The organism is Rhizobium sp. P2_G9, assembly GCF_056403475.1.
On record NZ_JBFUFK010000033.1, the window covers coordinates 1 to 11,538 of the forward strand.

Sequence of the window (11,538 nt, forward strand, 5' to 3'; positions counted from 1 at the left end):
GATTCAATGCTGGCAAATTCGAATGATTTTGCGCTACACGCGCTACACTCTGCCGGCATCGGGGATTCCTTTGAACCTGAGTTAAGTCGTTCTGGTAAAACAACTTTCTCAGATTCTCAGCCCCGATGCACCAACATAGTGTGAGATATTCGGGCTAGGATAGGTGGGCAACTCATGAATATGAATCACAGCATCAATCCCGCGAATCCGGGATACGCTGCAGCTCTCGCACGAGGCCAGGAAATTCTACACAGTGTCGGATACCCGGGATTCTGAGAAATGACTATAAAAAAAAGACCTAAAATAGGAGATGTGGTAGAGTTTTCGTCGGAAGACGGACTTTGTTACGCTCAATACTCTCATAAGCACCACAATTACGGGGCCCTACTAAGAGTTTTTCCGAGTTTCTACCAGAAACGCCCTTTGAGATTTGACGCTATTATCGCAAGTAAGCCGCAATTTTTGGCGTTTTTCCCACTGGGCGCCGCGGTTTCTAGAGGTGTTGTCGCACTTGTCGACCATTTGCCGCTCCCGGACGACGTCGGTCCCCTCCCACTATTCCGTGCGGGGGTGGCCGATCCTGCTACGGGAGTGACGAACGTTTGGTGGCTGTGGGACGGAGAAAAAGAGTGGCGTGTCGGTCATTTGACACGTGAGCAACGCAATCTGCCTATGCGTGAGACGATAAACGACACCCTCTTAATTGAAAGAGTTAAGTCTGGATATCGAGTGGAAACCCACGAGAATTAACACGCACGCCAAATCTGCCACACCTAAGAACTCATTCTTGTTAACAAGACGCTGCCAAATCGAAAACACGTTTCCAACGCCACTCCGCAGTAATAAGTTGTTAACCCTGTAGTGGCGGGATGTCTCTGTGCGTAACCTAAAATACCCTGTTGTTCTCCTGGTTGCGTTGCTGCAGGGTTGCGCTTCCGACGGCACTGGTGACCGTTGGAATGCGTTGATGGATGGGGTGGGCAAGAACACGGCGCTGGCCCATACCGACGCGCCGCGGACGAAAGTGGTTCGCAACGATGACAGGCTGACGTCGCAGGCCGCCTTCATGGTTCCCGGCACGGGACAGTTCGTCAATCCGGAGCCGGTGGCGATTTCGCATGTCACCGATGCCGGTGGCAAGGATGGGTATACGCTCAATCTCGTCGGCGCGCCCGTGGCCCAGGCGGCCAAGCAGATTCTCGGCGATATCATGGGCTATAACTATCTGGTCGACCCGCGGGTGCAGGGGCAGATCACTCTGCAGACCAGCAGTCCGGTGTCGAAGGACATGCTGCTCGAAATCCTCGAAACGTCGCTGGCCGTCAATCATGCGGCGATCGTCAAGCGCAACGGCCGCTACGACATCGTGCCGGAAACCGAGGCGCTGAAATCGGCGCCAGCCATCGATGTTTCCGGCCTGCGCGCCGCAGGGCCGGGCGTGCGGCTGCAGGTCATCCAGCTGCGCTATATCGCGGCCGACGAGATGAAGGGCATTCTCGATCCGATCGCCCGGCGCGGCTCGATCGTGCGGATCGACACCAAGCGCAACTATCTCGTCGTCGCCGGCAACAGCGGCGAGCTCGGCGCGATTCAGGATGCCGTCAATGTCTTCGATGTCGACTACATGAAAGGCATGTCCGTCGGCCTTTATCCGCTGAAGACCGCCAAGCCGGATGCGCTGGTCACYGAACTCTATTCGGTGTTCGGGCTGGATTCCGGCACCAAGATCATCAAATTCATTCCGAACGACCGGCTCAATTCGGTGATGGCGATCACCTCGCGGCGCGATTATCTGCCCAAGGTCGCCGCCTGGATCCGGCAATTGGACCGCGTCGCCGAGAACAATGACGAACAGCTGTTCGTCTACCAAATCCAGAACCGACCGGCGCAGGAACTGGCAGCCGTGCTGCAATCGGTGCTGACCAATGGCAGCACCACGCCCACGACGAGCAATGTCGCCCCCAACCTGACGCCGACGGCCTATACGGCACAGCCGACGCAGACCGGCCAGACCACCCAGACGGCAACCCAGACGACCACCGGGCAACCGACGGACGCCCAGAGCGATCAGAACGCTGCCGGACCCAAGATTGTCGCCGACATCGAAAACAACGCACTGCTGATTTCGACAACCGCGCGCGAATATCATCGCATCGAGCAGATCCTGCAGCAACTCGACGTCGTGCCGACGCAAGTTTTCCTCGAAGCCGTGATCGCCGAAGTGACGCTGAACGACCAGCTGAAATATGGCATGAACTGGTATTTCGAGCACGGCAAGAACAGTTTTGCCCTGACCGATACCGACAATGGCGTGCCGACGCCGTCCTTTCCCGGCTTTTCCTGGACACATACGACCAACGATGTCCAATCTGCGCTGAGCGCGATTTCGAGCCTGACCAAAGTCAAGGTCATTTCCTCGCCCAACCTGATGGTGATCAACAACCAGCAGGCGACGCTGCAGGTCGGCGATCAGGTGCCGATCGTCACCCAGACGGCGACGAGCACCGTCACCAATGCATCGGCGGTGGTCAATTCGGTGGAGCTGAAGGATACCGGCATCATCCTGTCGGTGACACCACGGATCAACAATTCCGGCCGCGTCATGCTCGATATCGACCAGGAGGTCAGCGATGTCGTGCAGACGACGACGTCGGGCATCGACTCCCCGACCATCCAGCAGCGCAAGATCACCACGCGCGTCGTCGTCAACGATGGCGAGAGCCTAGCGCTCGGCGGCCTGATCCAGGAGAAGAAATCGCTTGCGGAGAAGAAGCTGCCGATCCTTGGCGACGTGCCGGTGCTGGGCAATGCCTTCAAGGCGAAGATCGATGGCATCGAGCGGACGGAATTGATCATTTTCATCCGCCCGCGGGTGGTGCGCAGCCTCGACGAAGCGCGCGAGGTGACGGAAGAATTCCGCGCCAAGATGGATTTCGGCAAGTCCGACACGCCGGCGCAGCGGATCAAGCGGGATTTGAAAAGGCTGGTGCAGTGATGAGCGCAGTACTTCTCATCCAGCTCTTCATTCTCGTGCTTGGGCTGGCGATCATCGCGATCGTCGATTTTCGCACGCGGACGATCCCGGATTGGGTTCTGGTTCTGCTCACCGCGGTCGGCCTTGGTTTTCAGGCCTTGGCGATCTCGCCGCTTGCAGCTTTGGCAAGCGTCGTCTTCTACTTTTTGTGCTTCTGGCTGATCCGCAAAGCCCACCACCTGGCAACCGGCAGGATCGGCCTTGGATTTGGCGACGTGAAGATGGCAGGCGCCGCAGGGGCCTGGATCACCATCGGCGCAGCACCCCTGTTCATCGGCCTAGCCTCCCTCACCGCCTTGGTTTCCGTTGCATGTGCCGCGGCCTTCGGCGGTTCGGCGGCGTTGAAGCAAAGAATTCCTTTTGGCCCCTTCCTCGGATTAAGCCTGCTGGTCTGTTGGATTCTGAGGGTCAGCGACATCGGTTTGGATGGTTTCTATGATGCGTTTTCGATTGGCTGACCGTCGGTCTCAGAAGCAGGTCGAGCCCCCGCGCCCGCTCGGGCCGACGGATGGCTTCACGCTTGTCGAACTGCTGGTCGTGCTGGCGATCATCGGATTGGTTGCGGCACTCGTGGCGCCGCGGGTGCTGAACTATCTGTCGACGGCCAAGGTCGAGACGGCAAAAGTCCAGATTAAGAACCTGCAGAGCGCGCTGGAACTCTATTCGCTCGATGTCGGCAGTTTCCCGTCGGCCGATGACGGGCTTGCGGCTTTGGCGAAGCAGCCAGCCGACGCCGCCAATTGGCATGGCCCCTATCTGAAAGGCGCCGACGAATTGCTCGATCCCTGGGGCCACAAATATGTCTATGTCGCCCCCAGCGGCGACAATGAGGCGGTCGTCAGGTCGCTTGGACGCGACGGCAAGGAAGGCGGCACCGATCTCGACGAGGATATTCCGAAGTGAGCCTCGGCAGCCGATCATCGCCCGTGCCACCTTCGGCCATCAACGAGCTCTTCGATTGGTGGACGGCGGAACTTCGCATCTGGCTCGGCGGTTCGCGCAGATCACCGGTTGCCATGACACAAGCCCGGCCGGCCGATATCGTCGTCACCCGTGGCGCCATCCTCGCCGGCGAGACGAAGACGCCGTTCGGCGCCGGCCAGGCCGATGCCGCCATTGCCTCTTTGCTGCAGGGAAAACGAGGCGGGCGGAGAAAATTGAACGTCCAACTGGCCAGCGATCGTTTCGTCGTCAGGCAACTTTCGGGCCGCAGGCTGCCCCTCTCCCGCGCCTACCAAATGGCACAATTGGATATTGCGGCCAACACGCCTTTCTCGGTCGAGGACGTCCATATCCTCTTCGCACGCGGCGGCGGGAACCAGGCCACCGAATATGTGCTGGTCAAGCGGGACATTCTCGACCCGCTGATCGACGCGATAAACACCCATCGCTATCGCCTGGGCGAGATATCTTTCGACCGGGCGGTTTTCGCCCAGCCGATCGAACCCTACGCGGTCGAATTTTACAATGGCGAAACCGGCAGCCTGTTTACCTGGCTGCGCAAACGGCTGTTTATCGGCGGCTTGATTGCCGCTTCATGCCTGATCTTCTGGAACAGCTTCGCCGCGGTTCAAAGTGCTGCGGCTGCGGTCGACGACCGGATCGCGACAGCAGAGCCGGCCGCGGCAAAGGCGCGCGCGGCATTCAAGAAGCAGGCCGCCTATGTCTCGAAAGTACAAGTCCTCAATCGCGAGGTGACGAATTACATTTCGGCGACGCGGATCTTGGCCGAACTGACGCGCATCATCCCCGATGACACCTATCTCACTGATTTCACCATCCGGGACCAGAGAATTCAGCTGTCCGGCTTCTCCGCATCGGCCGCGCGGCTGATCTCGATCATCGACGCCAGCCCGCTGTTCCAGAACCCGCATTTCACCACCGCCGTCATCAAAGTGCCGGAGGGCAAGGGCGAGCAGTTCAGCATGGAACTGGAGTTGCGCCATGCTGGCTGATGTCCTGACACGCCTCTATGCCAGCACCCCCGGAATGCAGCGGCTCTATGCGGCGCTTGTCCTGCTGGTGGTCGCCGTAGCGCTGGCATGCGTGATCACTTTCGCCGTCTCCACGCTGACCGGCGCCTATTCGGAGCTCAGGGAACGGCGGCTCTATCTCGGAAATCTGCTGCTGATCTCGGAAGCGGCAAAGGGCCTGGACAAATCAGCCGTTGCCGAACCCGTGACCAGTGATATCTTTCTTCAGGGCAAGAGCCGGGAGGTCATCGGCGCCGAACTGCAGAACTGGCTGGGCAATGCGGCGCAGGATGCCGGCGCCGCATTGCAGTCGATCGAAAGCGATGCCGGCAGCGATCGCGGCCCGGCTTCCATCGGCTTGTCGGCCAATATCTACGGCAATTGGAAGTCGATTGAGAACGTCGTCTTCCGCATCGAGACAGCCAAGCCGGTTCTGTTCGTTCATGACCTCGAAATCCAATCCGGTTCCGCACCCGGTGAGAACCAGGAGCCTCGGGTGACGATGCGCATTGCCTTTCACGGGGTGACGCGCCTGTCGGACAAGGCCGGCCCTTGATGAATGCGCTCGCTATGCTCAAACTGGTTGTCCTGGCCGTTGTCGGTGCCGCTGTGTATGCCAGTTTCCTGCTGGATTTCGACACCCAGCCCATTCGGGAGGTGGCGCATGCTTCTCAGCGCACCGTGGTCCCGGCCAAAGTCAGCGGCGTGAAACAACCGCTCACCGGCGACGACGTCGCCGCGAACGAGGCGCGACCGCTGTTCAACGCGTCGCGTCGTCCCTTCGTCGCCAAGGTGGTGCAGGTCGCGGCGCAGAGAAGCATCGACAACATCGCGCCAAAAGTGCCGGTCGCTCCCCGGCGCATCCGCCTGCTCGGCGTCAATATTTTCGGAACGAGTGCCTCTGCGCTTCTGCAAAATCGGGAGACCAAGGAAATTCGATGGATCAGGCAAGGCGCGGCATTCGATGGTTGGGTGCTTGTCCGAGCCGACAAGGCAAGCGCGCATTTCACCTGTTCGCAAAAAGGCGCCCCGGACTGTAGCTATGATGTTGAACTCTATGCCGCCCGCCAATCCGAATAGATCAGGCGACAAGCGCAACGAGGGCTTTTTCCTCGTCGGTGTCTTGGTGTTCTGCTTTATCCTCATTCCGGTGATCGCCACCTTTGCGCAAACGTCAAGAACGGCGGCCAGCGCAACCGACGCTGCCAACGAAGGCTACAAGATCGAATTTCTGGCTGCCGGATTGACCGAGGCCTTTGCGTCACGCCTCGGGACGGACCGCAATTTTCTTCGCCAGTTTGCCGATTACGATTCGATCAGCTGCCAATTCCAGAACCTGGCTATTCGCTTCCGCCTGCAGGATCATGACGGCAAGATCGACCTCAACGATGCCAGCAGCGCCTTGCTGATCGCCGGGTTCAAAGCCGCGGGCGTGTCGGACCAGCAGGCGCAGATCCTGCAACAATTCGTCGAAGCGTCCCGGAGCAACAACAGCCTCGCTCCGGAGGCAGCCGAGGCGCTATCGAGCCTTGCGAGCCTGAAGCACGCGCCATTCGAGCGCGTCGAGGAAGTCAACGACGCCATTGAAGCGCTCAAACTGGCCCCAATCGATCTCCAACCCTTTTTCACCATCTACAGACGCGCCGGCGATGTCGAATACAACACCGCCGCCAAGAGCCTTCGTGACATCATCGATGCGACGCCGCAGATCAAGGATCAGGTTTCGCCCGATAATGGGAGCTTCAGCTACCTCGACATCGTGGTCGACGCCGCGCGACCGAACGGGATCCGCTACGCCTTGCTCAAGACCTATGTGCGGCTGACGGAGCAAGGCGATGTGCGGGAAGTGGCGAGCAAGGTGCTCCATGGCGACCCAACGGAGCCTTCGGCAAGGGAATACAGGACCGAATTCTGCGGATCGCTTCTGGGGCTCGAAGGGGATGCCACCGCCCATGTATGAGCTGGAGGAGAAGTCGATCGATGGTTTTTATGCCTATCTGCTCGACGCCGGAGCGGCCACGGAAGACGCCGTCCAGCGCGCCAGAAGCGCCATCCGCTCCACCGGCCAGCCACTTGACATCGTCGCAACCGAACTCGGCCTGCTCAAGGAAGCCGAACTGGTCGTGCATCTGTCGAAATACCTGGATATGCCGGTGGCAGGCCCGCCGGAACAGGAGGATTATCTCCCCCTGCTCGCCAGGCTCGGCATCGACTATGCCGGCGACCGCGGGATATTTCCCCTGCGGTTCGACGAAAAACTGGAGCTCGCCTTTGCCAATCCGTTCGATATCGCGACCGGCGATATCGTCAGCTATTTTTTCGATGCCGCGCTGGAGCCGCGTCTCATTGCCCGATCGGCTATCGTCAACCTCTGCACGGAGGCCAGATCCATTCTCGCCAGCGATGCGCCTGATATCGCCACCGCCGCACCGGACGAAGCGCTGGAGGAAGATATCGATCGTCTGCAGGACATCGCGCTGTCCGCCCCTGTGGTCAGCCTTGTCAATCGGATCACCCAAAGAGCCTTCGAGGAAAACGCGACCGATATCCATATCGAGCCTTTGAGCGATCACGTGCAGATCAGGCTGCGCAAGGACGGGCTGCTCGTACCGCTCGAACAGGCGTCCCGGCAATTGCTGGCCGGCATTTCGTCGCGCATCAAGATCCTGTCGAAGCTCAATATCGTCGAAAGGCGGATACCGCAGGATGGCCGGATGCGGCTTTCCATTCGCGGCCATGAAGTCGATTTCCGTGTTTCGATCGTGCCGAGCGCCCATGGCGAGACGATCGCACTGAGACTTCTGCACAATCGCGGCATGAGCCTCGATCTCGCCGAACTCGGCTATGAGCCGGCCGCGCGCGCCGAGATCACCGCGCTGGCGAAAACCCCCAACGGCATCCTGATCATCACCGGCCCCACCGGCAGCGGCAAAACCACGACCCTCTATTCACTTGTCTCGATGCTCAACCGCACCGAGACCAAGATTTTTACCGTCGAGGACCCGGTCGAATATCGGATCGACGGGATAACCCAATTGCAGGTCAACGCCGCCTTGGGCCTCGACTTTGCCAGGGCCCTGCGATCGATCCTGCGACAGGATCCCGACATCATCCTGGTCGGCGAGATCCGCGACAAGGAGACTGCGCAGATTGCCATTCAGGCGGCGCTCACCGGCCACCTGGTGCTGACGACGCTGCACACCAACAGCGCCGCGGGAGCGCTGACGCGGCTCACCGACATGGGCGTCGAGCCCTATCTCATCGCCGCTACCGTCCGCGGCATTATCGGCCAGAGGCTCGTCCGCACCTATTGCGGCAGCTGCCAAGGCGACGAGGCCCGCGCTCAGGGTTGCCGGACCTGCGGCGGCTCCCGGTTTTCCGGCCGGACGGTGGCCTATGAAATCCTCAATGTCAGCCCTGACATTGCCGCCATGGTGAGCACCGAGGCGCGCGAAATGGATATCCTGCGCCAGGGCCAGAAGGAAGGCATGGTGACGCTGGCCGATTACGGCAAGAGCCTTGTCGCCAGCAACCGCACCTCGGCACAGGAAGTCGCCCGTTCCGTCAGTCTGGGGGCTGAACAGTGAAGACCTTCCGCTACCGCGCCTATGCCGCAACAGGCGGATCGATCGAGGACGGCAAGCTCGAAGCCGAAAGCCGATCGGAGGCGGCGCGCCTGCTTGCCAGGCGCGGCATGCAGCCGTTTCAGCTCGACGAAGAGGGTCGACCGGCGAGCAGGTTCTCGCTGCCGCGCTATGAATCCTCCACCAAAATCAAGCTGACCCGGCTGTTCCAGGACCTGGATGTGCTGATGGCGGCGGGGTTCAACATCGATGCGGCGCTGACCGCGGTTGCCGCCGGAACGCGCAACCGAAAAGAAGTGGACATATTGAACGCGGTGCTGACGCATCTGCGCGGCGGCCATGCGGTTGCCGAGGCATTTGCGAAAATACCGGCGCTGCCGGAGGATATCGTGCCGCTGCTTGAAAGCGGCGAGAGTTCAGGCCGCCTCGACAAGGTCGTCAGCGCGATCGCCAACGACCTGCTGAAGCAGGAGGCGCGCCGGGCCGCGCTGATCGAAGCCCTAGTCTATCCGGTTTTCCTGGCCGTGGCGATGTGCGTCGCTTTGGGCGTCATCACCTTCTACCTCGTTCCGGCGCTGATGCCGATTTTCGACAATGCCGAGGCGAAAAAGCCGATCATCCTGTCAGCCCTGGCCGCGGTCAACGCGCTGGTCACGCAAAACCTCGATCTTCTTCTTATCGCAGCCATCGTCGCCGCCATCGCCCTGCTCGGCTTCAGCCGCCATCCCGCAAGCGGCCGCATCCTGGTCGATATGCTCCGGAAGGTGCCGCTGCTGGGCACGACGATCCACAAGCGTGCGGTGACGCGCTATCTGCAAGCGCTGGCGCTGTTGACCGGAAACGGCGTGCCCATCAACCAGGCGCTCGGGCTCAGCATCACCGCTTGCCCGGTCAAGAGCTATCATCCGAAGCTGCAGGAGGTCCGGAAAAAGGTCGTTCAGGGTGCTGCTTTTGTCGCAAGCCTCAAAGCCTCCGGCCTTGTCGATGAATCCAGCCTGGCGCTGCTGAGTGTCGGCGAGGAAGCCAACCGGCTGCCGGAAATGGCCGAGCGCGCCGCCTATCTGATCGAGCGGGATACGACGCGCCAACTCGACCGGCTGCTGAAAGTGCTCACCCCGGCCATTACCATCACGATGGGCCTGGTGATCGGCAGCCTGGTCATCTCGGTGATGAGCGCCATCCTCGATATCAACGATCTGGCGTTCAAATGACGACAGGCGGGGTCAGCGACAAACAGGCCGGCTTCACCCTTTTGGAAGTCCTGATCGTGCTCGCGATTACGGCCGTCGTGTTCGGATTGAGCTTCGCCAGCCTGTCCATCCTCAGGAATCGCGCCTCGCCGGACAAGCTGGGGATGCAGATTGCGCGTCTGCTCAATGATGTCAGAGAACGGGCAACGACCCTGGCGCGACCCGAAATGGCGATCATCGACATGAAGAGCAAGATCGTCAGCAGCAGCTTCGATGATCCAATAGAACTGCCCGCCTCGTTCAAGCTGGTCGTGACCGTTGGTCGCGAAATCGTTTCAGACAAAGAGCAGCTGCAGGTACAGTTTCTGCCCGATGGCACCTCTTCCGGCGTCGACATCGTTCTGTCCGACACGAAAGGCCAGTCGAGCAGGATCGAGACGAACTGGCTGACCGGGCTGACACGGCAAGTGCCTCCGAATGGCTGAACGGCTGCACGGCTCGACCGATGGCTTTACGCTGATCGAGGTCATCATTGCGTTCCTGATGCTGGCCATGGTGCTCGCCAGCACAGCGCTCTCCGTCTCCTACTCCGGCCGCCTCTATCGGCGGGCGGATGAGGCAAGAGCGGCGCGAGGCCTGGCCGAACAGCTGGTTGCCGAAAAACTGGTGCGAACACCGCAACAGCCTGAACAAGAATCTGGCATCAGCGGCGAAATTCGCTGGACGATCGCACGAAAAATCCTCTCGGGCCATTTTGGCGCCGGCGGCGGCAATCTGGTCAGCTTCGATCTCGACCTCAGGGATCGCAGTGGCAGGCTGATCGATCGCTACAGCTCCGTCTATGTCGAGCACTCCCATGAATAGTCCGGCGAATGACGGCTATTCCTTGCTCGAATTGCTGGTCGCACTGGCATTGACTGCATTGATTGCCGCTTTGATGTCCGAGGTCATCCCTCAGCTCCACCCACTGCGGCAGATCCAGGCGAAAAACGACGCACAAAAGACCGTCGACCGCCTGGCTGATGTCGTCGCCCAGGACATAGGGTCCGCCTTGGAATTGCCGCTTGCCGGCAGTGACACTTTCCAGCCGATGATCGGCAATCCCCAATCCATTCGCTTTCTCGCCGTCGTCAGAACCGGATTTGCGACGGAAGGATTGCGCGAGGTCAGTTATGGAATGCGGTCTTCGCCAAATGGAACCGGTGCGCTGGTTCGCAAAACAGCGCTGCGCCGCTTTGCGCGTGAGCCGTCCGCGACGACGTCCACTGACGACGAATTATATGGGATCAGTCAGATCCGGTTTGAGTATTTGAACCGCAATATCCCAGACCGGTCAGAGTGGCAGGAGACTTGGACGGTCCCCCGCAAACTGCCTGGCGCGATCCGCATCACATTGGCGATCGGCAGCGTTGAGGAGACAAGAACGATTGCATTTCGTGGCGAGTGATGAATTGCATAGGCCCCGTCGGCGACGTGAAATCGTCTGGGCTGTCGAATGATCCAATTGTCTCCGAAGGGAGAGGAGGACAAGCTGCACGCTTGGTGAAAATCTTCGCCGACATCGCGTCGGCGACGCTCGAGCTCGACGGCGGACAAGAAAAAGCTTGGTGGGCGATGACGGACTCGAACCGCCGACATCTTCGGTGTAAACGAAGCGCTCTACCAACTGAGCTAATCGCCCGCGCCGTGTGCGGTGCGGCTCTCCTAGTCGGTTCGGCCTGAAAGCGCAAGCGCATAATCGTGGGTGTCCACACCTG

General features: G+C 60.1%; 12 protein-coding genes and 1 tRNA gene. 12 read left to right on the top strand and 1 reads right to left on the bottom strand.

The annotated features are described in order from the left end of the window. Positions 1-877 precede the first annotated feature (877 nt). Genes gspD through AC1DYF_RS24815 form a run of 12 tightly spaced genes read left to right on the top strand, consistent with a single transcriptional unit; the run spans position 878 to position 11,228 of the window. Complete coding sequence (gspD, locus tag AC1DYF_RS24760; protein WP_477879481.1) at positions 878-2,995, top strand: type II secretion system secretin GspD; 2,118 nt, start codon at positions 878-880, stop codon at positions 2,993-2,995. After that, on the top strand, positions 2,995-3,492 hold the full coding sequence (locus AC1DYF_RS24765) for a prepilin peptidase (protein WP_477879483.1): 498 nt from the start codon (positions 2,995-2,997) through the stop codon (positions 3,490-3,492). Before gspD ends, AC1DYF_RS24765 begins: the two co-directional genes overlap by 1 nt. Then, the gene (gene gspG, locus AC1DYF_RS24770) at positions 3,470-3,937 is read left to right on the top strand and encodes a type II secretion system major pseudopilin GspG (RefSeq protein WP_477879485.1); all 468 of its coding nucleotides are present in this window, start codon (positions 3,470-3,472) and stop codon (positions 3,935-3,937) included. The genes AC1DYF_RS24765 and gspG overlap by 23 nt, the downstream gene beginning before the upstream one ends. After that, the gene (locus AC1DYF_RS24775) at positions 3,934-4,989 is read left to right on the top strand and encodes a PilN domain-containing protein (RefSeq protein ID WP_477879487.1); all 1,056 of its coding nucleotides are present in this window, start codon (positions 3,934-3,936) and stop codon (positions 4,987-4,989) included. The genes gspG and AC1DYF_RS24775 overlap by 4 nt, the downstream gene beginning before the upstream one ends. Further along, positions 4,979-5,563 carry a type II secretion system protein GspM gene (gspM, locus tag AC1DYF_RS24780; RefSeq protein ID WP_477879489.1) on the top strand — a complete coding sequence of 195 codons (585 nt, stop codon included), beginning with the start codon at positions 4,979-4,981 and terminating at the stop codon, positions 5,561-5,563. Before AC1DYF_RS24775 ends, gspM begins: the two co-directional genes overlap by 11 nt. Continuing rightward, positions 5,563-6,087: a hypothetical protein gene (locus AC1DYF_RS24785; protein ID WP_477879490.1), complete on the top strand. Its 525-nt coding sequence runs from the start codon at positions 5,563-5,565 to the stop codon at positions 6,085-6,087. Before gspM ends, AC1DYF_RS24785 begins: the two co-directional genes overlap by 1 nt. Then, positions 6,050-6,967, top strand: coding sequence for a hypothetical protein (locus AC1DYF_RS24790; RefSeq protein WP_477879491.1), 918 nt, complete (start codon positions 6,050-6,052; stop codon positions 6,965-6,967). The genes AC1DYF_RS24785 and AC1DYF_RS24790 overlap by 38 nt, the downstream gene beginning before the upstream one ends. Continuing rightward, positions 6,960-8,594, top strand: coding sequence for a GspE/PulE family protein (locus AC1DYF_RS24795; protein WP_477879493.1), 1,635 nt, complete (start codon positions 6,960-6,962; stop codon positions 8,592-8,594). Before AC1DYF_RS24790 ends, AC1DYF_RS24795 begins: the two co-directional genes overlap by 8 nt. Then, a complete protein-coding gene (locus AC1DYF_RS24800; RefSeq protein WP_477879494.1) occupies positions 8,591-9,802 on the top strand; it encodes a type II secretion system F family protein in 1,212 nt (403 codons plus the stop codon). Before AC1DYF_RS24795 ends, AC1DYF_RS24800 begins: the two co-directional genes overlap by 4 nt. Beyond that, positions 9,799-10,266 (top strand): prepilin-type N-terminal cleavage/methylation domain-containing protein, encoded by a 468-nt coding sequence (locus AC1DYF_RS24805; protein ID WP_477879496.1) that lies wholly within the window; start codon positions 9,799-9,801, stop codon positions 10,264-10,266. The genes AC1DYF_RS24800 and AC1DYF_RS24805 overlap by 4 nt, the downstream gene beginning before the upstream one ends. Then, the gene (locus tag AC1DYF_RS24810) at positions 10,259-10,645 is read left to right on the top strand and encodes a type II secretion system protein (RefSeq protein WP_477879498.1); all 387 of its coding nucleotides are present in this window, start codon (positions 10,259-10,261) and stop codon (positions 10,643-10,645) included. The genes AC1DYF_RS24805 and AC1DYF_RS24810 overlap by 8 nt, the downstream gene beginning before the upstream one ends. Continuing rightward, positions 10,638-11,228, top strand: a complete 591-nt coding sequence (locus tag AC1DYF_RS24815) for a type II secretion system protein GspJ (RefSeq protein ID WP_477879500.1) — start codon at positions 10,638-10,640, stop codon at positions 11,226-11,228. Before AC1DYF_RS24810 ends, AC1DYF_RS24815 begins: the two co-directional genes overlap by 8 nt. A gap of 158 nt (positions 11,229-11,386) precedes the next feature. On the opposite strand, the gene AC1DYF_RS24820 is transcribed toward AC1DYF_RS24815, so the two are convergent. Then, positions 11,387-11,462 (bottom strand) — tRNA-Val (locus AC1DYF_RS24820). Positions 11,463-11,538 lie beyond the last annotated feature (76 nt).

Excerpts from the sequence above, each read along its gene's own strand:
- AC1DYF_RS24810 (WP_477879498.1), top strand. The coding sequence starts at position 10,259 with ATGGCTGAACGGCTGCACGGCTCGACCGATGGCTTTACGCTGATCGAG.
- AC1DYF_RS24765 (WP_477879483.1), top strand. The coding sequence starts at position 2,995 with ATGAGCGCAGTACTTCTCATCCAGCTCTTCATTCTCGTGCTTGGGCTG.
- AC1DYF_RS24785 (WP_477879490.1), top strand. The coding sequence starts at position 5,563 with ATGAATGCGCTCGCTATGCTCAAACTGGTTGTCCTGGCCGTTGTCGGT.
- gspG (WP_477879485.1), top strand. The coding sequence starts at position 3,470 with ATGATGCGTTTTCGATTGGCTGACCGTCGGTCTCAGAAGCAGGTCGAG.
- AC1DYF_RS24795 (WP_477879493.1), top strand. The coding sequence starts at position 6,960 with ATGTATGAGCTGGAGGAGAAGTCGATCGATGGTTTTTATGCCTATCTG.
- AC1DYF_RS24805 (WP_477879496.1), top strand. The coding sequence starts at position 9,799 with ATGACGACAGGCGGGGTCAGCGACAAACAGGCCGGCTTCACCCTTTTG.
- gspM (WP_477879489.1), top strand. The coding sequence starts at position 4,979 with ATGCTGGCTGATGTCCTGACACGCCTCTATGCCAGCACCCCCGGAATG.
- AC1DYF_RS24815 (WP_477879500.1), top strand. The coding sequence starts at position 10,638 with ATGAATAGTCCGGCGAATGACGGCTATTCCTTGCTCGAATTGCTGGTC.
- AC1DYF_RS24790 (WP_477879491.1), top strand. The coding sequence starts at position 6,050 with ATGATGTTGAACTCTATGCCGCCCGCCAATCCGAATAGATCAGGCGAC.